The sequence below is a fragment of the Hymenobacter sp. M1-2 genome, from assembly GCF_057808495.1.
On sequence record NZ_JBTYZO010000001.1, the window covers coordinates 207,093 to 231,046 of the forward strand.

A 23,954-nucleotide genomic window follows, 5' to 3' on the forward strand; every position below is an offset into this window, starting at 1 on the left:
CGAGCAGGAAGCCCATAGTCAGCAGATTTCACCACGGAGAGTGCGAGGGAAAATTGTCTACAACCTGGGGCCTCTGCCGCCATTACCGCCGCCCGGAGGAGGCGGTAGGAAACTGGTGGACGCTTTTTTGGTGGCCTCCACGTTCTGACCCGTTACCACTTGCTGGCCGGCGCGCAAAGGCCCGCTCACCTGCGTGTACACGCCATCGGAAGCCCCCACTCGCACTGGCACGGGCCGTAGCGAATCGTCCTGGAGCACCCACACCGTGGCCGCGACGCCCGGCTGCGGTTCGGCGGCGGGCGGGGCGGCTGCTTGGGCAGAGCCGAAATACTCGGTGGGCGGCCGGAAAGCCAGGGCGCTGGCGGGTACGGTGGGGGCGGCCGGATGCTGCTCGGTGGCAATGGTGAGGCTGGCCGTCATGCCGGGCAGCAGCGTCCGGTTGGGGTTGGGCACGGCCACGATGACGGTGTACGTCACCACGCTCTGAACCACGGTGGGCTGTAAGCGAATCTGCTGCACGCGGCCCTCGAACGTGCGGCCGGGGTAGGCATCCACCTCAAAGCGCACCGCCTGCCCAATTTTCACTTGCCCGATATCGGCCTCATCCACATCGGCTTCCACCTGCATCTGGGTGAGGTCCTGGGCAATGGTGAACAAGGTAGGCGTGTTGAAGCTGGCGGCTACCGTTTGGCCCACGTCCACCTGGCGGTTTACCACCACGCCCGCAATTGGGGCCGTGATGGTGGCGTAGCTCAGGTTGATGCGCGCCCGTTCCCGCTGCGTCTGCGCCGACCGAACGTTGGCCAGCGCCGCTTGATAGTTGGTCTGGGCGGTTTCGTAGTCGGTGCGCGCGAATACTTTGTTGTCGAACAGCTCCTTGGCCCGCATAAACTCGCGCTGGCTCTGCCGGGCCTGCACCTGGGCTTTCTCCAAGGCCGAATTGGCATCAACCAGGGAGGAATATAGAGCCGTTTTGTCCAGCTCGGCAACCACCTGCCCCCGCCGGACTTGAGAGTTGAAGTCGACGTAAATGGCGGAAATAACCCCCGATACCTGCGTGCCTACCGCCACGGTGCGCACGGCCGTGAGCGAGCCGGTGGCCGTTACGGTCAGGTCCAGCGGCTTTTCCTGCACGGGCGCCGTATACCACACCCACGGGCTCCGGGGCGGCGCCAGCAGCTTCGGTAAAAACAGCGCCGCTCCTACAAGTACCCCCAGCACCAGCAATATCCAGGTTCGGCGTTTGAGACCTGGTCGGCGGGCGGCGGGCGGCTCGGGCTGCTCTAGGCTGGTAGGCTGCGGGGCGGGTGGCACAGAAGCAGAAGGAACAGAGGTCGCAAAGGTGTTGACCGGTGTCATTGCTACAGAGGTTTACCTTGGTTTCAGGAAGCTGTGAGCAGGCAGAGGACCTTCACAGTTAGTTCCAGAGGTGCTTTGTTGCTAAATATGGTTGCCATGTCCGCAGGCGGTGCAGTAGTACGATAGGCACAACCGCTACGGTCAAGCCCGACAGCGTGAATACCTGGGTTTGGTGTCGCATAGCCAAAAAAATAATGAACCCCGCACGGAAGCCCAGGGCTTGAAGACTGGCAGAGGTGCTGTTTGGGAAAGTCTCGGCCCATGCGACTTTCCCAGGCAGCGGTGGAAGGGTTATGGCACCACGACCAGCGTGCCGCGCATAGCCACCGGATGCACGTTGTCCACGTACGTGTACATTCCTTGCGCTAAGTTCACGGTCAGCTCATGCACTCTAACCCCTGAGTAGGACGCGGTACCCGCTACGAAATCTGCGCCTTGAAGCCGGGTTGCGTTGCCTCGATACACCGAAAAGCTGAACACGAACGGCTGACCGTTCCGGTTGTCGAACTGCACCCGTAGCGGCGTGTTGGCTTTGGCAAAAATTGAATCTATGGCAAAGCCATCTACGTTCGGACGGAGGACGGTGCCATCGGCCTCCCGAATAACGTCATGAAGCATGTAGACACTGTTGACTGGCTGCTGACGAGAGCCGGCCGAACGGGAAGGAACCCGGGGAGCCCCCACTGCGCTACATACGCCAAAGGCGTTGAAAGTTAGCCCAGACTGACTTAAAACAGATTTTACTTCGCAGCCGGCCTGGGACTGCGCGTCCCGGGCATACCCTACATCTGCCCGGTAATGGCTGAACTCGTTAATGTTTTCAGCAGTGGCCGCTAAGCCCTGGGGGGTATTCTGTCCGGCATCTAGGTTGCTTAGGTACTGGTCTTGGAGCGCCTGAACATATTTCGCGTGTGCCGCAGACACAGCCGCCGGCTCGGCTACGTCCCGAAGCTCTTCGTATTGTTTGCGGTACTTCTCCGCTTCGGCTAATATTGCTTCGCGGGCCGTTGCATAGGTAGGTCTTGTGCTGCTATCAACGGCAATGCTATTGTTCATCAGCGTGGTGTAGGCTTCCAGGGTCAGGCTTTCGGATTCGTTGTCATTGTCTGAGCAACCAGAAAATCCTGCGCCGAGGGCCACGGCAACCAAAAAGATGAGCGGGGTTTTTGAAAGTGCTTTCATGAGTTTAAGATTTGAAGTGAATGGATTTGCATGAGTTTATGGTTGTTCATCTCTTGCATGGTGTGAAGTGCCAACTATCAAGCGGGGGCGGCCCGTCAAAGAGCAAGCGGTTTGCCTTGGTAGAAATCCAGGACTTTGGTGCGGAGCACGTATTCATATTTGGCCTGGGTCCAGTCGGATTGGGCGCTGGCGAACTTGTTTTTCTCGATCAGCAAATCCTGAGCGTTGGCCGCCCCGAGCCGGTATTTCAGCTCCATGTTGCGGTAGGCTTGCTCCTGGTAGCGCACCTGGTCGTGGGCGGAGGCATACCGGCGGCGGGCGGCTTGCAGGTCGTTCTGGGCCTGCTCTACGTTCTTGCGAAGCTGGTTGCGGGTGTCCCGTTCGTCGAGGGCGGCCGAGGCCAAGGCTATTTCCGCCTGCTGAATGGTGCGCCGGACTTGCAGGTTGTTGAGAATGGGAATACTCAATGTTACGCCAATGGAAGGGCTGAAATTGTCGCGAAACTGATTGCCGAGTGCGTAGCTGCCCGTAGTGGCCGTTGTGACGGGTACATTGGAGTAGACCGGCATGTTTAGGTCGCTGTTGAGGTAGCCCACCACCTGCTGCTGGTTCACGGTTTGGTAGGTGTAGAGGCTGCGGGCGGTGGAGTAGGTGGTGCTCAGGCTGCCGTTCAGTGAAATACGCGGCAGCAGTTGGCCCTTAGCTGCGCGCACGCCCAGCGCGGCGCTTTCAGATCGTAGGCTGTTCCCGAGTACCTGGGGCTGAGTGCGCAGGGCCGTTTCAAACAGCTGGTCGGTGCTGACGGGCTCGGTTTCCGGCGGCTCTGGGAGGCTCGGCTGTTCGATGGCAAAGTCGCGCCGGGCGGGTTCTTCCAGCAGTTGCAGCAGGGTCAGCTTGTTGGTAGCTAGGGTGTTTTCTGCAGTGGTGAGGTTGAGTTGGTCACTGGCTAGCTGGGCCTGCACTTGCAGCACGTTGTTTTCGGGCACGCTGCCGGCCGCCAGCAGCTGGCGGGTGCGCAGGAGCTGGGCCTCGGTTTCGGCTTGTTGCGTGCGGGCCGTCTGTACTTGCTCCTGCGCCTGCAAAATGGCCACGTACGCCTGCGTGACTTGCAAGGCCAAGTCGCGGCGGGTAGTTTCGGCGTCGAGCTTCGTGGCCTCCAAATCTTTGCGGTATTGCTGAATGGTCCGCTGTATCTGCCCGCCGTTGAACACCGTGACCGAGCTATTCAAGCTAGTGCTAACGCTGCCCACGTTTTGATCCACAAACTGGTTGCTGCCAGGGTCGATGCTGCGGCCGCTGCTGTAGTTGTAGCTGCCGCTGCCGTTGAGGGTGGGGTAGCGGTTGGCGCGGGCCTGCGTGAGTTTGGCTTGGTTGGAAGAGGTGTTGAGGTCGGCCCGCTGGGCCGAGACGTTGCGCTCCTGGGCCAGCCGGATGCATTCTGCCAAGGTATAGGGCGCGTGCGGTAGTTGATTTGCTAGCGCCGGCCCGCGCTGTTCGGCCTGCCCTAAACTGGCGGCTGGCAGCAGCACGAAGCGCACCAGCAGCCACGCTTTTCTCGGAAAAAGGAGGTAAGTTTTCATCGGTTTTCGTCCGGTTCGGGGAGCCGCTGGCAGCGGGGCTGGCAGCAACGGAACGAAAGTATCTTGGCAGGTGCAGGCTCCGGAAAAAGTATCTACAAACGCCGCGAAAGGCTAGACGGAGGGCCTCACCCCCCGCAAATGCTTTATGCGCATTACCTAGGGGAGAGGGGGAGCCTGACGCGTTGCTCTATGTAATACTTTCGGCTGGCGCCTCAAGGGTTGCTACCTCGCTTTTGGAGGAGTATGAGGAATATTAGGCTGTGGGTGCTAGAGTTTTTAGGTGAGCTGTTCAACAAAGCAAATTTGAGCTTTATAGCAAAGTCACCCGCTGTTTTCTGCCTGACCTTTGACAGAAAATTAGAGCACTAGAAAACACTCTAATACCACAGTAAAGGGTAAAAACCCACACCTCAACATGAATAAAACAGTGCTGATTACTGGCGCGTCTTCAGGAATAGGAAGGGCCGCGGCCATCAAATTTGCTGAGCAAGGCTGGAATGTGGTAGCCACCATGCGTAGCCCCGAGAAAGAGCAGGAACTCACGCAGCTTGAGAATGTATTGGTTGCCAAATTGGACGTGCAGCAGCCCGCCACCATCGCAGCCGCTCTGGAGGCGGGCATTGGTCGTTTCGGCCAGATAGATGCCGTGGTGAATAATGCTGGTTACGGCCAAAACGGGCTGTTCGAGGCTATTTCACCGGAAGATATTCAGCAGCAATTCGACGTGAATGTGTTCGGCGTCATGCACGTGGTGCGAGCTGTATTGCCTCATTTTCGCCAGCGGAAATCGGGGCTGATTTTGAATATTAGCTCGGGGGCGGGCCGCTTCACGCTGCCGCTTCTTTCCTTGTACGCCGCCTCCAAGTTCGCGCTGGAAGGCTTTTCCGAGGCTCTGTCGCACGAGCTGGCGGGGCTCAACATTGTGGTCAAAATCATAGAGCCGGGCGGCACCTACACCAATTTCAGCAACGTGGCCCGGGAGCAATTTGCTCACAACCCAGAGCTGACCGACTACCAGCCCTTCACGGAAGCCGCGGGCAAACTATTTACCAGCCTCATGGATTATGGCCTGGTAACTGCCGCCGATGTGGCGGACGTGATTTACACGGCTGCCACGGACGGAACGCCCACGTTGCGCTACGCCATCGGTAACGAGGATTTCACTCGCCGGCTGGCCGCGCAGAAGCAACTGCCCGACCAGGACTACATCGATTCGGTGCGCCAAGGCTACCTGCGGTTTTTACCGCAAAATTGAGGTAGTATCAACCTGGCTTGGCGGCCCGCCCGCTAGGCTGCTTGCAGTAGACCTTCACCCTCTCGGCCCCCGCCATGACAGCGCCAAAACCCACCTCGAAACAGCCGTCAATTTTGTATTCCTGCTACACCAGTCGGAGCCGGGAGGGCGAGCAGTTTGTGGAAGAGCACCTGCTCAGCTACCAGATAGCCGGCACCCTCATCACCAACGACGGTACTAGCGAGATGGTCTTCCACGCGGGCGACTTGCGACTTATCAAACGGAACCACCTGATCAAGTTCATCAAGCAGCCACCCGCAAACGGCGAATACAAGTCCCTATCCGTCTCCCTCGATCAGGAAACCTTGCGACACTTCAGCTTGGAATACGGCTACCACGCCGGCAAGCACGTTGCCAGTGCGGCCGCGATTGTGAAACTGGAACTGACCGCGCTCTGCAAAAGCTACCTGGACTCGTTGCAGCCCTACGAGCACCTCGCGCAACCCGGCAACGAGGCGTTGCTGGCCTTGAAGCAGCGGGAGGGTATTATGCTGCTGCTCAAGAGTAACGCGGAACTACAAGACGTCCTGTTCGACTTTTCTGCGCCCGGCAAAATGGACCTGGAGGCCTTCATGAGCCGCAACTTCCGTTTCAATGTGCAACTGCATCGTTTCGCCTACCTCACGGGACGCAGCCTCGCCACCTTCAAGCGGGATTTTGAGAAGATATTTCGCCTCTCACCTAGTCGCTGGCTCCAGCAGCGTCGCTTGCAGGAAGCCCATTACCTGATCAAAGAAAAAGGCAAAGCTCCCTCCGAAGCTTACTTAGAAGTAGGGTTCGAAGACCTGTCGCACTTCTCGTTTGCGTTCAAAAAGATGTACGGCATAGCCCCCTCTAGGATTTGAGCCTCACCCTCCGGCCCCCGCAAACGCTTTATGCGCGTTACCTAGGGGAGAGGGGGAGCCTGACGACAAGCAGCGCAGTGCTTTCGGCTGACGCCTCAAGCACTGCTACCGAAAGGAAGAGAAATTTGGAATATAGAAAGGGTCAACGGTTTACTAGCCGCTGACCCTTTTGCTCTTTTAATCGTCTGATCCGTCTGGCTCCCCCTCTCCCCTAGGGGAGGGGGCCGGGGGGAGGCTACCCCATATTCCGGGCCTCAATGGTGCGGTGAAAAGCTTCCGTATAAGCCTCTCCGACCGGAATAATGGCCTCGCCCAAATAGATGCGGTTCTTCCGAATCGAGTCTATCCAACTTAGGGCCACGATGTAGGAGCGGTGCACGCGCACGAAATCGGGAGTGGGCAGCCGCTCCTCAAACGTTTTGAGTGAGTTGAGCGTGAGGATGGGGCGGGGGGCGCTGGTGTAGATTTTGATGTAGTCTTTCAAGCCCTCCAGGTAGCGAATGTCGCGCAAGTCGATGCGTTGGGTGTGGTAATCGGCCTTGACGAAAATGAAGTTTTCGGCGGGAAGTGGAGTGGCCGCGGGAGCAGGCGGTTGGCTGAGCCGGTCCTGGGCGCGTTGGGCCGCCAGCAGAAACCGCTCGAAGGGAATAGGCTTCACCAAGTAATCCACGGCGTTGAGTTGAAAGCCCTCCACCGCGTATTGCTCAAAGGCAGTCGTGAACACCACCAGCGCCTCGGGCCGCAGCGTGCGCACGAATTCCACACCCGTCAGATCGGGCATCTGAATGTCGAGAAACAACAAATCCACCGGCTCGCGGCGCAGCACTTCCAAGGCTTCGATGGCGCTGGAGCAACTCCCCACCAAGTGCAGAAACGGCACCCGCGCCACGAAGCTAGCCAGCAAGCGGCGGGCCAGGGGCTCATCATCAACTAACAGGCACCGGATCATCTTCAAACGTGAGTGTGAGCGTGGCGATAAATTCGTTGAGCGTGTGGTCGAGTACTAGGTCGTAATGGTTGGGGTAGAGGCGGCGCAGCCGTTGCACTACATTTTGCAGGCCCACTCCGCCCGGCTCTGCTTCCGCTGCCTCGATGGAAGGCTCAAACTGCCGGTTACGGACCACCAGTTGCAAAAATGAGTTGGTGACGAGCAAGTGAGCCTTGATGTACGAGGCGTGCTGGTAGCTGATGCCGTGCTTGAAGGCGTTTTCAATAAAGGGAATCAGCAGCATTGGCTCCAGCAAATGACCTTGCAAATCACCCTGCACCGTGAATTCGATGGGGACTTGGTCGGGATTGAGGCGTAGGCGTTGGAGTTCCACATAGTTGCGCAGGTATTCCACTTCGTGGGCCAAAGGCACGCGCGGCGCGTGGGCCTCGTAGAGCATGTAGCGCATCAGGTGCGAGAGTTTCAGGATGGCGGCCGGCGCATCGTCGCTCTTCATCTCGGCCAGCGAGTACACATTATTAAGTGTGTTGAACAAGAAGTGCGGATTCACCTGTGACTTCAAAAAAGCCAGCTCGGCCGCTAGTCGGTCGCTGTGCAGCTGCTTGCGAAGCTGCTCGCTCTGAAACCATTCCCCCGTAATGCGCATGCCGCTGCTAATCACCCAGGTCAGCCAGAATACCAGCATAAAGATCCAAAAAGGGTCTACTGGCGGCTCCGGGCCGGGGGGCGGGCCAGGAGGCAAGCTAAGAGTCAATACCACGTAGTGCCGCAACACGGCCGGGGCAACCGCTATTGCCAAACAAAGCAGCAACAACGCAAAATATCTTACAAACCGGCGCCGCGCCAGCAAGCGCGGAATCAGGACCCAATAGTTGAGGTAGAAAAACCCCGCCAGCAGCGACACCGGCCCCACCATCGGCACGACGTTGAAACCAACTGGTACCGTAATAAAAGCCAGCGGCAGAAAGGCCACGGCCAGCCACGCCGCGACGTGCAGCACCACGCGCAGTACGCGCTGGTAAACCGGACGGGGAAGGGTAGGTACACGCACTGGAAACAGCCGAGATGACGCGAAAGAGCTTATAGGCAAGGTAGCCATTGCAATGGTTGATTGGAGAAAACAAAAACGCAGAAAATTGCCGGAGCTCCCTGCGTTTCTAAACTAGAGCCCGCGAATTGCCCGCCAAGCCAGTAGTAGCGCCCGCATGGCGCCGCCTGCGCTATTGGCCCGGCTGCGGCCTGCTTTTCATGAGGGCCTCTTTGTTGGTTTGATAGGTGGCGTACTGCGTAGGCGTCAGCACCCGCTTGTAACGAGCATCGGTATCGGCATCAATCCGCTCCATGGCGCTCTGCATCTGCGACCGGTCGCCGCTCTTGCGGAAGGCTTCCATCTGCTGGCGCTGATTTTTCTGAATCAGCGCCACCTTCTTTTCCTGGTCGGCAGTCAGGTTCAGATTGGCGGTTAGTTGCTTCATGGCCTTTTGCATATCGCCCCGACTGCCTGGGCCTTGGTGCTGAGCGGGCAGGGTAGTAGCCGCAACAGAAAAGGAGGTAGTAGTGGCTGCCCAAAGAGCCAGCCAAAGCAGGTGCTTCTTCATGGAATTTCGCGTTGAAAAGGTGAAAAAAGAAAGGAGTACCAACCGCTACGGTAGACTCCACGGAGGGCGTGGGTGAATAGCTTAGGGAGCAGAAGTGCTTGACGATTCAAACCTAGATTACTGCACCGGGCTGGCCCATTATCATCTGCCAACTCCTCCAAAACCTCGACCACCAACTCAAAAACCTGCTCCTGACCAATACTCCTCCGTTGTGCGTGTCGTCGTGGCGTGTCCTGTGGCGCCGGCTCAAATACCCTTCCTCTAGGTTTACGCGTACTTTCACTTTCCACCTGATCCGGGAATTTTGGATTGCGCTCCAACCGCCTACCTGAAATTGCTGTATCCTTCGTTCTAAGGTTTCAAACCCCACCACCGCCCGCAACAAGCATCAACCATGAACAAACCCTACTTCCGTCTCGGCGACTGGCGCCGCAACGTGCTGATGATGGCGGCAGCAGCCAGCTTAGGCATTGGCCTGCCCGCTTGCTCCGGCAGCTCCGACTCCGAAAACACCAACACCGAAGGCGACTGGAGCAGCGGCAACGGAGAAACCTACTCCGAAGGCGTCATCACGGAAATGACCGAGGTGCAGCCTGGCCAGTGGAAAATCACGGCGGAGCGCCCCGCCGGCAAGGAACAAGTAGCCGCGGTGCTCAAGCACTTCGATGGTAAAGTAGACACGCTGCAAGGCCAGGCGCTCCAGCAGCAGATGCAAGACTACAGCCGCGCCAACCCCGAAAACCGCGTCGGCGGCACCAGCATGATGGACGTGCTCATGTGGGGCGGCATTGGCTACATGGCCGGCCGCTTCCTCACCCCCAACGTCGGGGCCTACGCCAATCCTGGCCTGATACAGCAAAACAACGGCTGGCGCAGCCGGGTCGCGCAGGAAAGGGGGCAGGGCCGCGGCTTCTTTGGGCGGGGTTTTGCCGGTAGCCGTGCATCGTCCTCGGTGGGTATTCGCCCCAGTACCAGCGTTACGCGCTCCACGGGGTTTGGCCGGAGTAGTGTGCGCAGCAGCGCGCCATCTGGCCGCAGCTCCGGTTTCGGGAGCCGCGGTGGCCGCGGCTTTGGCGGCTAGTTTTCAATGAAGAATTGAGAAGGAGGGATGAAGAATTGCAGGCTTGCGCTTTCAGCAGGTATGATTCAATCCTCCGTTTTTCAATTCTTCATTCTTATATTCCTCATTCAAAATAGATGATACAGCTGTTGCCGCTTTCTGGGGATGTTGGGCCTGCCGTGCGGGGTTTGGGGTGGGACTGGGCACTCGAAGATGCCTGCGTCAATTACGTGGCCCGCGAAGCCGTACAGCTGCCCGAAGCTGAAGCCGATGCCCTGCTGCAAGCCGCCGACACGCTCTACGACTTGCTCGTGCAGTCCATCCCAGACCCGATTCCCGACGACTTGCTGCGCCTGTTAGCCATTCCCGAAAACCTCTGGCCCGCCGTGCGCCACTCCTGGTCCGACGACCGGCACTGGCACCTCTACGGCCGCTTCGACCTGGCCCAGACGCCCGATGGCCCCAAATTGCTCGAATTCAACGCTGATACGGCTACTAGCCTGCCGGAAACCGCCGTGGTACAGTGGGCCAGTCTCGTGGCCGCTGGCCAAGCCGAAGACGAGCGCCAAGTCAATGGCTTGTTCGAAGGACTGCAGAACCAGCTCGCCGAGTGGCGGCAGCGCAACGACGACCTGGAGCCGACCCTACTACTAGTGCACCTGCCCGACAGCGCCGAAGACGCCGCCAACTGCGCGGTAGTGGCCGAAGCGGCGCTGGCCGCTGGTTTCGAAGCGGCGCACGTCTGTTCCGTCGATGCCATGCAGGTGGCGGTGGTGGGGGAGGAGCGAGGGGCCTGGGCCGAATTAGAACCCAGCCAGTGGCAGCGGTTCGGCTTTGTGTTCAAGCTGGTGCCTTGGGAAATCCTGGCCGAAGAAGAACCTGACCTAACCGCCGACCTCACTCAGCTTCTTCAAAGCCGAGACCTTATTATTGCCAATCCGGCTTACACGCTGCTGTTTCAAAGCAAAGCTATTTTGGCTTGGCTCTGGCAATGCTACCCTCAGCACCCGCTACTGCTCGAAGCGTCTTTGCAGGACCTGACCGGCCACTACATCCGCAAGCCACTCCTAGGCCGCGAAGGCCAAAATGTGGTGGAAGTCAACGGCACCAACTCCGCCCAAGCCATTCCCGGCGATTTTGCGCACCAGCCGCAGGTAGCGCAGCGCTACGCCCAGCTGCCCCAAGACAGCCAAGGGCGGCTCTACCAAGCCGGCGTATTCTGGGCGGGCGCAGCTTGTGCCATTGGCTTTCGGCGCGAAGTAGGCTTCATCACCAACCTCTCAGAATTTGTGCCGCACGTATTGTAAGCGGCAACCTGATTTGGGTTACTCTGAACTGTGCCAGTCCGGTAGGGTAACGTATTATTTATATATTATGCAAGATGAAGTATATGGCGTGTATAAGGATACACCTAGAGGGGAGAGGGTATTATCTATTATTATTCTATTAAGCTTAAAATGGGCAAAAGACCTTCCTGCTATCACAAGAGTGCTAAGCTGAAAAGCCACATCATGAAATTTACGTAGTTCGAGGTATACCCTCTACATATGAACGAGTTCAACGCTCTAAGTTCTGCCTCGACTGTACAATAGGATCATATTCGCATCAAAATACTTTAAAGCACTGATGTACAGAGGCCATTTCTGCACTTTATTAAGTCGGTTTATAGTTCGTAAGGTTATTTATTCAAAAAATAGACGCAAATTTGCAGGGCCAAAGTAAACATAGATCGAAAATGATATTAGGGACGCGTCACCAGCAAGCTGAGCTTTACCGATTCATCGGCAACCGAGCCTGTATAAAAATTCTGGCATGGAATATGAACGGCCCGCAGCGCAAAATTGAGACACCCCTTTTGGTTATTATTGGGAATGTTCAATTGTAACTGAAAAAGGTAATCATCCGTGGTTTCTTTTTCTACGTAACTGCAACCTGAATCTTCACCTCAGACCTAAGGTCTGTTTTCCTTCGTCTCTCCTGTCGCACCCTTTTACTCTTTTCATACAATGAACCACTCTTACCTGCGTACCACGCGCCGGACTCTGAGGTCTTATTACCAGTTGCTGCTCTTGCTGCTGCTGATAGTGCCAGGCCTGACTCAAGCGCAGAGCTTCACAGAAACCTTCGACGGTGTTGCGGCCTTCGAAACAATTCCCGCTGCGAATACCCGCGGTGCTTTTGATCAAAGCGGCACACTCACTTACGACGGTACTGCCATAGGGGCGCCAGATAATGCCAGTTCTTCTGGTTATAGCGGTGCCTCAGGGGAGCGCTCCATTATATTTGCTGATCCTGACGGCACCGGCGGAACAAGTGTTGATGTTTCTAAAACCTACACTTTCATCGTTCAGGGCATCAACACTACTAGTCTAGGTAGCCGCCAGCGCGTTTCTTTTGGTTTACGCGTGCCTAGCGGTAGCACCACTAGCGACTTAATTCTGCAATACCGCGATGCGAATGATGCAGGTAGCACCTTTCAGAGTCTGCCGTTTACTTTCCCATCTGCTACTGTTGCCACTTGGCGATTGGTGAGCATTGATGCAATGCTTCCTAGCACTACCAATTTGGTTCTGCAGTTCACTCGCCAGAGTGGTAATGGTACCCGTCAGTACCGCATCGATGACCTTATAGTACGCCAACTGACTCCCACCCTGACTGCTACTATTAACAGCCAGATCTTCCCCAACACGCCCGTGAACCAACGCTCAGTAGCGCGAAGACTCACTGTCACGGGAGTTGACTTGACAACCGACGCCGTCGTAACGGCTTCCGATGGCTACCTCGTGCGTATCTTAGGGGGTAGCACCTACAGCCAATCGGTGACCATCGCTCCCAATGCCAATGGTAATGCATCCGGGATAGTGGAAGTGATTTTCGCCCCTACCTTCGCTAGTGCCCCCGGCCCTTATCCCCAAACCGTCACTGGTGAACTGAGTGTATCCAGCACCGGTGCTACTACGCAAACTGTTGATGTAACTGGCCAGGCCACAACGCCGCAGGCCACACTCACTGCCAATCCGACTTCGCTGGCATTTGGTACGCAAATAGTTGGTACAACCTCAGCCTCGCAGCCTTTCCAACTTGTAGGCCAAGACCTGATAGGCAACGTAACAGTTACGGCCCCAACTGGCTTTGAAATTCGGGTAGGTGGTAATCCTTTCTCTCCTAACCCACTAGTGCTGAATAGCACCGGTGGTAGCCTGAACGTGCAGATAGATGTGCGTTTTGTGCCAGGTGCCACGGGCGCCATTACCGGCAACGTGGTGGCTACTGGTAGCGGCACCGCGCAGGCCACGGTAGCAGTAAGCGGTTCGGGCGCTCCCGCCCCTTCCACTCCTACCATCAATGCTGCGCCCACGGCTCTTGATTTCCAGACGGTAACCAACAGTGGCTCGGCCCAGGTACAAACGTTTACGGTGAGCGCTACCAACCTGAGCGGTCCGCTAACGCTGACGCCTTCCAACGCCAACATTCAGCTTCGGAACGCTACCGCTGGGGGCAGCTTCACCGACATGCCACTGGTTATTCAGCCCAACCCTTCTGGCAACATCACCAACCAAACTATTGAGGTTACCCTGGTGCCAACGGTAGGCGCAGGCCCGTTTAGCGGTAACATTGCTCTGACCAGCACTGGCGCTCCGCAGGTGAATGTGTCTGTTACGGCCAACAACCCAAGTGGTAGCATTTCTGATATTTCGCTGACCAATGCCATCCTACGCGAATTCAGCACGTCGCCGGGAGTGCCATCTAACTTTCAGTCTTACAACGTGTCGGCTGATAACCTGCTGCAGGATTTGACCATTACGGCACCACAATTCTTCCAGATATCACTAACGCCCGGTGGCTTTGCCGCCTTGGGTACTGCTACTGGTAACTCTATAACTCTGAGCCGTAATACAACTCCTACAACGCCTTCAGAGAACGGCGACGTACCGCTCACTACGATCTATGTGCGCTACTTCCCCCCTGCAGCGCAAACCAACCGTGGCCAGGTAGTGTCCAACAGCAGCGCGCCTGCTCGAACGCAATTTGTATCGGTAAATGGTTCGAGCGAGCCGGAAGTAAACGTTCGAGGCACGTTCACCCCAGTCGTAAACCAAGTAAAAGGTACCACGTCGGCTGGCCAGTCGCTGGTAATCGTAGGAGCTCGTCTTAGAAATCCGGTAACAGTACGAGTGCCGCAAGATCCGGAGCCTCCCACTACGGCTTCGCCTCTGAATCCTAGCCGCACGCCACAATTCCAGATTTCACGGACGGCGGACTTCTCTGATATTGGTTCGGCAGCCAACCCTACTGGCTTCCTGTTAACCATTACGCCTGACGCCAATGACAGTATACCCCGCATACCTTTGTATGTACGCTATACCCCTACCCGTGTAGGTACCACCTTGGCTGACTTACTATTCCGCACGCCGGACCTGAATTCCAATGTCGAATTCAACCGCGTGCCCAACGCCCGTTTGCAGGGTAATTCCATTGACGTAGAGCCTACGCGCCAGTCGTCGGCTACTGCTGGCCGTTCAGCTGATGGTACCAGCGTAACTATTAATTTCACACAGGAGGACGGATCGGCATTCCCGGGTAATCCAGAAGCAGCCGGGTTCGGTGAGAACCGCATCATCATCGCCAGCACCAGCAATACGCTGCCGGTGGCTAACTTCCCGCAAGACGGTAATGCCTACAACCCCAACAGCGTGTACGGCGGCTCAGGGGCATCTAGCATCAATGGTAACTTCGTGGTGTTTGCTAGCTCGGCTACTACGGCAGTTATCACTGGTCTGAACCCAAGCGTCCAGTATTATTTCTTCACTTTCGAGTATAACAACGACCAAGTAGGTGGCGCTGAAAACTATAAGACGCCGAACCTGCCGATAACGGTACTGCCGCCCGGCCCGCTGCCCGTGGAACTGGTCAGCTTCACGGCGCAACTACGTGATAGCAAAGTGCAGTTGAACTGGGTAACGGCTTCGGAGAAAAACAACCGTGGCTTCGAAGTGCAGCGCAGCCAGGATGGGCGCCAGTTCTCGGTGGTTCTCTTCAAAGAAGGCCGCGGCACCACTAGCTCCCGCACCAGCTACGATGCCGTAGATGCCCAACCGCTCCCCGGCGTGAGCTACTACCGTCTCAAGCAAATTGACAACGACGGCACTTCGGCGTACTCGCCGGTGGTAATCGTGCAGAACGATGGCCTAGCGAAGGCTAGCTTCTTCCCGAACCCAACCACTGGCAGACTCACTATCCTGTTGCCCCAGGCCCAAGCAGCCAAGGCTCAGCGCGTGCGTATCCTGGATTTGACTGGCCGTGTGGTGCGCGAAGAGGCATTGCCTAGCAATGGCGAAGTAGACCTAAGCGCCTTGCAAGCTGGCACCTACGTGGTAACAGTAGGTACTGGCAAAGAGCAAGTAACGCAGCGCGTAGTGAAAAACTAAGTCATCTGGCTTTAGAAGCCATTTGTATTGAAAAGCCCCCTGTGCGAGCAGGGGGCTTTTTTTATGCTCAATAAGCTTAACCATTCAGTAATATTAAGAAGTTTGTACTCAACTTTGATATAGTTGTATCTTTGAGGTTGAAAAACCCAACCTTATCCAGCCTCTTCACAACTTGATTGCATGGCAGTACTTTCTACTATCTCTTCAACTAATCGTTTTACCTTCTTGAGGGGGGTGTTATTTGGGTTAATACTGCTGAGCCCACTTGTGGGATGGGGGCAGGTAACACTGACAGGTACGTCCTATATTGAAAACTTCGATGGCATAGCTAGCGGCTATCCTGCCGGATGGAGTGGGCGCGTGTTAGCCTCATCCACCACTCTTGGGTCCGTAAGTACTTTCAGCGCTCCCGCAAATACCTGGGTGTCCCCTGCAGGGAACTTTAGGAATGTAGCTTCTGCAGACGGGCTAAATGGTGGGTCATCAGTAACTGTACAAAATACCTCTACTGATAGGGCGTTCGGTCTAAGGCAAGTAGGAGGCTCTGGAGGGTTTGATCCTGGCGCCGCATTTGTGCTTCAGATAGCAAATACTACAGACATTACAGGTCTTGCGGCCAGCTTTAAACTGCAATCTTTAGATGCTTCTTCTCCTAGAACTACCACATTTGCGGTTGATTACGGCATCGGAGCCTCGCCTAGCAGCTTCACTACGGTTGCTGCAACTGGAATTGTCACTACAGGCAACTCAACATTTTCAAATAATAATGTCACTGTGAACTTCGGCTCTGCTTTGGATAATAAAGCAGGTCCTATTTTTATTCGTATTGTCGCATTAACTGGGAGCACCGGCAGCGGTAATAGAGCTACCAGCGCGATTGATGATTTTCAGCTAACATATACCAACGGTGGTTCTGCAAGTCCCACCATTAGTAGCTTTACACCTACTTCTGGGCCAGTTGGTACTGTGGTTACCATTTTTGGCAGTAACCTGGCTACGATTACGGCAGTAACTTTTGCTGGAACGGCTGCTACCAACCTATCCGCAACTGCCACGAGCGTTATGGCTACTGTTGGGGCAAGTACGGCGTTGGGTGCGGCAACAATAGTCCTGAGTGATGGTACTACTGCGTATACTGCTCCGGGTACATTTGAAGTAACGGCGCCTGCACCCGAAATCAACATCAAGCAGGGAGGAACTAGCATTGCTACGGGAGGTAGCTATACGGGCTTTCCCAGCACTCAAGTAGGTAACACTGCCACTCAAACATTTACTATCGAGAATACAGGCTCCGCGACTCTTAACCTGGGGGCTTTTATAACCGCTGGGGATTTTGCTGTAGAAGGAGTGCCGCCCACGGCTATTGTAGCGGGTAGTTCCGCAACTTTCGATGTGCAATTTGCTCCCACGGTGGCGGGTGCGCGCACTGGCTCGGTGTCTATTAGTAACAATGACGCTACTGGTAACGAAAACCCTTACATTATCAACTTTAGCGCACTAGCTACGACTGCAATAGCTGCAGAACCAACTGTGCAAGCTTCGGTATCTGCCACGAATGCTACTGTCACTACAGCAGACCTGACCATAGGAGGCGGAGCAAAAAGGCTAATTGTAATTCGTCCAACGTCTGCCACGAATGTGGTGCCAATAGATCGTACCACATACACCGCTGCCACTGTCTATGGTACAGGAACTGCCACCGGGACAAACAACTACGTAATAGTAGCAGATGGTACCACTACTGCTATAACCGTAACCGGGCTTACAGGCAATACTTCTTATACAGTGCTGGCATACGCTTACAACGATAATAACACCGCAGGGCAGGAGAACTACCTCAATACTACGCCCGGTACGGCTACGTTCAACACGCTACTCCCACCAGCAAGTACTTACACTTGGTCAGCAACAGGAGGTACTGGTAGCTGGAATACGAACACTAACTGGGCTCCGTTCCGCAACACTCCTCAAAGCAACGATATACTAGTATTCAACGGTGCTATTACTCCTACGGCCGTCGCTAACTTAGATTTTTCCGCTTCCCAAACGATTGGGCAACTACGCTTTATCAATAATGTCAATGCTACGCTGACTCTTCCTGGTGATCGGACGCTTAACATCAGTGGTAATCTACCAGATGCTGACTTTGAAATCGGGAATGGTTCCGTAGCGAAGTTTCAGAACAACGCAACAACCGGAGCGCGCGACTTGGTAGTACAGTTACAAGCAGGCCAGACTGGCCGGGTTGCCGGGCGACTGGAATTTGACGGTAACTCTTCTCGAAACGGCGGACACAAACTCACAGCGCAGGGCACGAATGCAGTTGAATTTACGAGTACTGGTTACTTTTTAGCAGGTCCTTATCTGACAGGTAATCCGTTCGGTACTAATAACAGTGGAGCTAATTCTATCGTGTTTCGGAGCGGCTCTACGTACGAGCAGATGGGTGGGGCAAATCCATTCGGTTTGTCTGCCCCAGCCACTGCCGTGGTATTTGAGAGTGGTAGTCGTTATTACATCAATGGCCTAACAACCTCAACTAGCATCAACGGGCGAACATTTCCGACACTAGAGATTCGGCAGCCCTCCGGAAACAATACCCTGTCTGATATACGAGGTGGCTCAGGAGTGGCAATCCTCAATGATCTCGTTATTCAAAGTGGGACGGTTGGCCTGAACCTCGCCTCCGTGTATATCGGAGGAAACCTAACCGTAAATGGCGGCCAGCTCACTTTTGATGGGGCTGGCGAGGTTGTGTTCAATGGCACTACTCCTCAGCTTATCAATGGTACGGGGACTAATCCCATCCTGATAGGACCAGTTGTGAACAATACTCAACTTAGGATATCAAATACCAACGGGTTGACAATTAGCTATCCAGTTATTTCGGATGGTGATCTGGACTTCGAAGATGGTAGGATAACCACGTCTTACACCAATGGTAGCACATCTACGAGTACTCTGCAAATCGGCGAGCTTGCTTCTATTACCGGAAGTAGCCCTACAAAATTTGTAAATGGTCCTCTATCATGCTTAGTGACTTCGGGCGGGGGCACCGACGTCACGTTGCCGATTGGCAACGGCAATGCTTTCCGTCCTGTGCGGCTGCAAATCTCGGCACAAAGCAATGACGTGATCTATACGACCGAACAAAAGGATGCTACACCCACAAATCAGCCTTTGTTGGGCGACTTAAAGCGAGTATCCAAGATTCGTTATTACACTATCACCCCGAACGTAGCACCTAGTAATTTCTCCGGCCAAATTACCTTAAGCTTCGACACTGACGACCAGGTAACGGACCCAACTGCGGCCAGCTTCGTCGTGGCAAAGAACAGCGGCAGTGGTTGGGAGAATATTGGCCATACGGCTCACATGGGAAGCCCCAACGGAGGTAGTTTCGTGGCTGGTTCACTTACTTCCGCCCCCTTCACCTCATTCAGCAATTTTGCGCTGGCGAGCACCGAGGCAGATGCCACGCAAAACCCGTTGCCTGTAGAACTGGTCAGCTTTACGGCCGAGCGACAGGCGGCGGCGGTACACGTGGCTTGGATTACGGCTTCGGAGCAGAATAATGCCCGGTTTGAAGTGCAGCGCGCCACTACTGATAAAGAGTTTGGTACCATTACCACGGTAGCTGGGCAGGGCAATAGCAGCCGCCAGCACAAGTACTCCGTGTTGGACCGGCAGCCCTTGGCTGGCCTGGCTTATTACCGCCTGCGCCAAGTGGACGTTGACGGCAAAGTTGCTTTCTCGCCCGTGGTGGCGGTGGCAGCAGGCAGGGAACTAGCTATTTTCCCAAACCCAGCTCATACGGAGCTGCACGTAGTGGCTCCGGCGGCTAATACGCATTACCGCGTGCTAAATTTGCTAGGCAGCGTAGTGCTAGAAGGACAAGCTCCCGACGGCACCGTTACTCTCAACGTACTGGGGCTGCCCGCTGGTCTTTATCAACTAGAGATAACCTCCCCCACGGGCCACGTGGTACGCAAATTCACCAAGCAGAACTAAGTCAAGCCTCTGGGCCGAAGAGTTTCGAAAAGGAGCGCCTCCCGCAAGAGGCGCTCCTTTTTTGTGTTGCTGCGCCAAGTTCATGAAGCATCTATCTTATTTACATAGGACTTACGCACGTAAGGGCATCGTCTATTTATGGCAATGTTGCGTGGGCGTGCTGACGACTGAACCCTGCGACACACTGCGCCTGCCACTGCGAAACACTGCGAGAAACGAGGTCTGGCCGGCAAGTGCGTAAGTCCTATCAAAGAGCACCAGAGTTGCCGCCCGCGGAACAATGGCTGATACAACACGCTGATGTATAGGCTGGCAACGCGCTAACTGGCCGCCTCGCGCATTCTTTTACGCACGTTGCCCACCGCCTCCCTAACCATCAACAACGTTTAATTTACCCGCTGGCGCGCCACTTCGCTGGGTGCGTAGCCGAAGTGCTTGGAGAAGCTGGTGGAGAAGTGCGCCGGGCTGTTGAATCCCACCTGATAGGCTACTTCGCTTACGGTAGCTACCTGCGCCAGCAACAGCGCGTGGGCGCGGTGCAGGCGCGTGCTGCGCACAAATTCCGTGGCCGACTGGCCCGTCAGGGCCTTGAGCTTGCGGTGGATTTGTGTACGGCTCAATCCGACTTCCTCGCTGAGCGTTTCCACGTTGAATTCGCCGTTGTCGAGGTTGCGTTCCACGGCCTCTTGCACCCGGCTCAGGAAGGCTTGGTCGAGGGAGGGTAAGTGGGCAATGGCCGTGGCGTGGGCATCGGCGGGCATAGCGGCCTCAGAGGTAGCGGCGGCGACTACGGTAGGGTAGCGGGCTTGCAGGCGGTGGCGCAATGCCAGCAGATTGCGCACCTGCGCGACCAGCTCACGGGGGTTGAACGGTTTGGCGAGGTAGGCATCGGCGCCGGTTTCGAGGCCAGCCAGCTTGTCTTGCGCGGAAGCTTTGGCCGTGAGCAAAACGAGCGGAATGTGGCTGGTGCGCACGTCCTGCTTGAGTTGCTGGCACACGGCGTAGCCATCGAGGCCGGGCATCATTACGTCGCTGATGATGAGGTCGGGGATTTGCTCCTGGGCCAGGGCTACGCCGGCCAGGCCATCCGGGGCGGCCAGTAGGCGGTAGTTGAGCGGCGCCAGCGTGTCGAGAATGAAGCGGCGCACATCGGCATTGTCTTCTATCACCAGCACCACATCGGCATCAGCAGCAAAATCGTCGGTTCCGGCTGGTTCCAGCTGTCCGTCCTCGACAGCCACCCGCTGCTCTCCAAAGGGCCAAGCGGCGGGCAGGCTGGCCGGGTTAGCTGCTTCGGTTGTTTCCGTGATGGGGCGCTGGGGTAGCTGCACCGTGAAGGTTGTGCCCACACCCAGCTGGCTGCTTACCCGTACCTGGCCGCCGTGCAGCTCCGTCAGTTCTTTCACCAGGGCCAGGCCAATACCCGTCCCCGACCGGGCGCCGCTGGCTTCGGAGGGAGTAGCTTGGTAGAATCGGTCGAAGAGGTGGGCCAGATGGGTCGGCGCGATGCCAATTCCGGTGTCGCGCACGGTCAGCTCCACGTAGGGCAGTTCCACGGGTGAGTTGCTTTGGGTGATTTCCAGCGTCACGGAACCTTGCGGGGGCGTGAAACGAAGCGCGTTGGCAAGCAGATTGGTTAGAATTTCCTCTAGCTTACCGGCATCAAATACCAGCATCAGCCGTGGCATTTCGGCTTCCAACCGCAGGTCAATGTGCTGCGTTTCGGCCAGCGCCGCAAACGATTCCAGCACTTGACGGGCAAAGCTTACGACGTCTCCCGGACTAGCTTGCAGCCGGAGCGCGCCAGCTTCGAGCTTGCTCAACTCCAGTAACTGGTTGATGAGCCGCAGCAGCTTGCGGGCATTGCGCAGCACCAACTGGCCTTGCTGCCGCACGTGCGTGTCGGTGGGGGTGGTGGCAAGCTGCTCGGCCGGCCCTAGAATGAGGGTGAGCGGCGTGCGAAACTCGTGGCTGATGTTGGTGAAAAAATTGGTCTTGACCTGGTCCAGCGCCTGTAAGTGTTCCAGGGCCAGGCGCTCTAGCTTCAGGTCGCTCTTGAGCCGCTCGCGGGCCTGCGTGTAGGCGCGTACACCGTAGAGCACGGCCGCAAAGGCCCCCGCGTAGAGCAAGTAAGCCCACCACGTGCGCCACCAGGGCGGCCGAATGGCGAAGGCAAACGTGGTCGGCTCCGCGTTCCAAAAGCCATCGTTGTTAGCTGCTTTCACCTGGAAGCTGTAGTCGCCGGGGGGCAGGTTGGTATAGGTGGCCGACGTAGCCGCCAGTGGGCCGGTCCACTGCCGGTCGAAACCAGCCAGGCGGTACCGGTAGCGCACTTTACCAGGGTTGGTCAGGCTCACGCCCACAAAGTCGAAGGTGAGCTGGTTGAGGTCGTGGGGCAGGGTGAGGCCGGGGCTGGCCACGGTGTCGCGCATGAACACCTGCAAGCCGGTGAGGTGGGTGCGGGGCGCGGCGGTGTTGGACTGGGCCTGTTCCGGGTTGTAGCGCATCAGGCCCCCGACGGTGCCCACCCACAGTCGGCCGCCCTGGTCGAGCAGCACGGCATTCTGATTGGTTTCCTGACCCAGAAAGCCTTCTTCTTTGCCGTAGCTCACGGCCCGTTTAGTACGCGGGTCGAAGCAGTCGACGCCAAGGTTGGTGCCCACCCAAACCCGCCCTTGCTGGTCGCACTGCACGAAATAGGGGTTGTTGGACTGCAAGCCGGTTTCGAGGCCGAAGCCGTGCAGGCGGCGGCCGTCGTAGCGGAGCAGTCCGTCGTTGCCGATGCTGCCGAGCCAGAGGTTGCCCTGGGCATCTTCGGTGATGGAGCTGATATTGAGCCGCCCTTTCCCATCGCTGCCCACCCGCCGGAATTGGTCGTGGTCGGAGTCCACCTGAATTAGTCCGTTGGTATCGGTGCCGAGCCAAAGACTACCCATGTGGTCCTTGAATACCTTCCAGACCCGCGCCGAGCCTACTCCAGTGCCCAACCCGTAGAACTTGGTAGCGCCGGTGGCCGGGTCCAGGATGCCCACGCCCGCGTCCAGGGTGCCCAGCCAGAGGCGGCCGTGCCGGTCTTCGTTGATGTGGACCACCCGCTGGGTGGCCAGTTCGGCATTGCGGGGCTTGTGCCAGCGGCTGGTGGCGGGGTCGTAGGCTAGCACTCCTTCGCCGAGAGTACCGACCCAGAGCGTGCCGCGACTGTCCTTGAACAGCGAGTGAACGAAGGTGTCGGGGTGGGAGCCGGGCAGGGGCAGGCGGCGGAAGCGCTGGCCGGTGGCAGCTCCGGGCCGGAATTCGGCCAGACCCGTGCGAGTGCCCACCCAGTAACGGCCGGGAGCCACTTCCAAAATACTGTACACTTCGGGGTTGACGAGGCCGTCGGCGGTGGAAAACTGCGTGAATCGCTCGTCGGCCAGGTGCTGGGCCAAGCCCCCGTTATGCGCGAGCCAGAGGTTGCCCTCCCGGTCTTCCAGCACGTCGTTGATGCCGTCGATGAGGGTGGGGGTGGCACTGGCGGCAAAGCAAGTGAGGGTGGAATCGAGGCGGCTTACTCCACCCACGGTCACAACCCATACCCGCCCGCGCCGATCCTTGTGCACGGCCCGCACCCGATTGTCGCAGAGGCCGTCGGCGGTGGTATAGCGGCGCAGCTGCCACGGCTGGCCTTGTCCGCCCGAGAGTCGCAGCAAGCCTTGGTTGGTAGCGCACCAGTACCGGCCCTGGCCGCCGTCGGCTATCTTGCAAACGGGCTGCCGGCTGAGGGCGGCGGGCAGGCTGGGAATCGGCAGCGCGCGGTTATTGGCCGCATCAATAGCCACGAGGCCCACCGAGGTAGCGGCCCAGTACGTGCCATTGGGCCCGCGCAGCAGCTGATTGACAGAGTCCGAAGGCAGACCCTGCTGGCGGGTGATGCGAATTATACGGCGCTGCGGACCCTGCCCGGTTACCCGGAAAAGGCCCGAGCCATCGGTGGCCACCCACAGCGTCTGCGAGCCATCAGGGACGATCTGGCGCACCTGGCCGCTGGCCGTAAGCCCCGGTAGCCGTTGCGCCCGGCCATTCCGGTAGTATGACACGCCCGCGTAGCGGTGCCCAAGCCACAGCGTGCCATCGGGGCTTTCGGCTACGGCGGTTACGTGGTTGTCCGGGAGGCCGTGGCGGGAATCGAGGGTGGTGAATTTCCGACCATCAAACCAGCACACGCCGCTTTGGGTGCCGGCCCAGAGTTGGCCTCGTTGGTCTTGGCACAAACCGTACAAGGTGCTTTGGGGCAGGCCATCAGCGAGGGTATAATGCCGCAGAGCCAGCGTTTGGGCCATGCCTGGCAGCCAAACTGTCAACAGCAGTAACAGTGAGCAAGCCGCTTTCATAGCTCGAGCAGGAAAATACCACATCATCGACCCATGCATACCGTTGACATCAAAGTAGATACAAGGCAAAATAAGGTAAATCCTGGGATTATAAGGTGACAGGTTTGGGGGTGACAGGTGAGGCGGTTATTATTGCGGCCTCACGACCCTTCGTATCTGCCGCTCCTTCGCCCAGGGTTTTAACCCTGAGCCACGAAGGCAAAGGCGCTACGGATGAAGTAATGAGTTTCAGGTAAACGTCCCTGCTTTTATCCATAAGATTCCCAGGACTATATAC

Annotated in this window: 13 protein-coding genes; 6 read left to right on the forward strand and 7 right to left on the reverse strand. The window is 57.0% G+C overall.

What is annotated here, in order from left to right; all coding sequences use genetic code 11:
* Window positions 1-57 precede the first annotated feature (57 nt).
* The 3 genes from ACYSMN_RS00955 to ACYSMN_RS00965 form a co-directional block, all read right to left on the reverse strand.
* Entirely contained in the window at window positions 58-1,359 is a 1,302-nt protein-coding gene (locus tag ACYSMN_RS00955) for an efflux RND transporter periplasmic adaptor subunit (RefSeq protein ID WP_488921955.1), read from the reverse strand.
* 291 nt (window positions 1,360-1,650) lie between these two features.
* Complete coding sequence (locus tag ACYSMN_RS00960) at window positions 1,651-2,541, reverse strand: hypothetical protein (protein WP_488921956.1); 891 nt, start codon at window positions 2,539-2,541, stop codon at window positions 1,651-1,653.
* 95 nt (window positions 2,542-2,636) lie between these two features.
* A complete protein-coding gene (locus ACYSMN_RS00965) occupies window positions 2,637-4,121 on the reverse strand; it encodes a TolC family protein (protein WP_488921957.1) in 1,485 nt (494 codons plus the stop codon).
* 415 nt (window positions 4,122-4,536) lie between these two features.
* Here ACYSMN_RS00965 and ACYSMN_RS00970 point away from each other — a divergent pair, with 415 nt between their 5' ends.
* On the forward strand, window positions 4,537-5,376 hold the full coding sequence (locus ACYSMN_RS00970) for an SDR family oxidoreductase (protein ID WP_488921958.1): 840 nt from the start codon (window positions 4,537-4,539) through the stop codon (window positions 5,374-5,376).
* Window positions 5,377-5,489: 113 nt separating this feature from the next.
* Window positions 5,490-6,260, forward strand: a complete 771-nt coding sequence (locus tag ACYSMN_RS00975; protein ID WP_488921959.1) for a helix-turn-helix domain-containing protein — start codon at window positions 5,490-5,492, stop codon at window positions 6,258-6,260.
* A 235-nt stretch (window positions 6,261-6,495) separates the two neighbouring features.
* On the opposite strand, the gene ACYSMN_RS00980 is transcribed toward ACYSMN_RS00975, so the two are convergent.
* The 3 genes from ACYSMN_RS00980 to ACYSMN_RS00990 form a co-directional block, all read right to left on the reverse strand.
* Window positions 6,496-7,209, reverse strand: coding sequence for a LytR/AlgR family response regulator transcription factor (locus ACYSMN_RS00980; protein ID WP_488921960.1), 714 nt, complete (start codon window positions 7,207-7,209; stop codon window positions 6,496-6,498).
* Window positions 7,187-8,260, reverse strand: coding sequence for a sensor histidine kinase (locus ACYSMN_RS00985; protein ID WP_488921961.1), 1,074 nt, complete (start codon window positions 8,258-8,260; stop codon window positions 7,187-7,189). Before ACYSMN_RS00985 ends, ACYSMN_RS00980 begins: the two co-directional genes overlap by 23 nt.
* A gap of 169 nt (window positions 8,261-8,429) precedes the next feature.
* Window positions 8,430-8,807 (reverse strand): hypothetical protein, encoded by a 378-nt coding sequence (locus ACYSMN_RS00990; RefSeq protein WP_488921962.1) that lies wholly within the window; start codon window positions 8,805-8,807, stop codon window positions 8,430-8,432.
* A gap of 394 nt (window positions 8,808-9,201) precedes the next feature.
* Here ACYSMN_RS00990 and ACYSMN_RS00995 point away from each other — a divergent pair, with 394 nt between their 5' ends.
* The 4 genes from ACYSMN_RS00995 to ACYSMN_RS01010 all read left to right on the forward strand — a co-directional run bounded on the left by ACYSMN_RS00995 (window position 9,202) and on the right by ACYSMN_RS01010 (window position 19,307).
* The gene (locus ACYSMN_RS00995) at window positions 9,202-9,888 is read left to right on the forward strand and encodes a Cj0371 family chemotaxis-regulating polar lipoprotein (RefSeq protein WP_488921963.1); all 687 of its coding nucleotides are present in this window, start codon (window positions 9,202-9,204) and stop codon (window positions 9,886-9,888) included.
* 116 nt (window positions 9,889-10,004) lie between these two features.
* Window positions 10,005-11,174 carry a glutathionylspermidine synthase family protein gene (locus ACYSMN_RS01000; protein ID WP_488921964.1) on the forward strand — a complete coding sequence of 390 codons (1,170 nt, stop codon included), beginning with the start codon at window positions 10,005-10,007 and terminating at the stop codon, window positions 11,172-11,174.
* Between the two features lie 699 nt (window positions 11,175-11,873).
* Window positions 11,874-15,296 carry a T9SS type A sorting domain-containing protein gene (locus tag ACYSMN_RS01005; protein WP_488921965.1) on the forward strand — a complete coding sequence of 1,141 codons (3,423 nt, stop codon included), beginning with the start codon at window positions 11,874-11,876 and terminating at the stop codon, window positions 15,294-15,296.
* A 180-nt stretch (window positions 15,297-15,476) separates the two neighbouring features.
* On the forward strand, window positions 15,477-19,307 hold the full coding sequence (locus ACYSMN_RS01010) for a choice-of-anchor D domain-containing protein (RefSeq protein WP_488921966.1): 3,831 nt from the start codon (window positions 15,477-15,479) through the stop codon (window positions 19,305-19,307).
* A gap of 386 nt (window positions 19,308-19,693) precedes the next feature.
* Here ACYSMN_RS01010 and ACYSMN_RS01015 read toward each other — a convergent pair whose 3' ends face one another.
* On the reverse strand, window positions 19,694-23,626 hold the full coding sequence (locus tag ACYSMN_RS01015) for a hybrid sensor histidine kinase/response regulator transcription factor (protein ID WP_488921967.1): 3,933 nt from the start codon (window positions 23,624-23,626) through the stop codon (window positions 19,694-19,696).
* Between the last annotated feature and the right edge of the window lie 328 nt (window positions 23,627-23,954).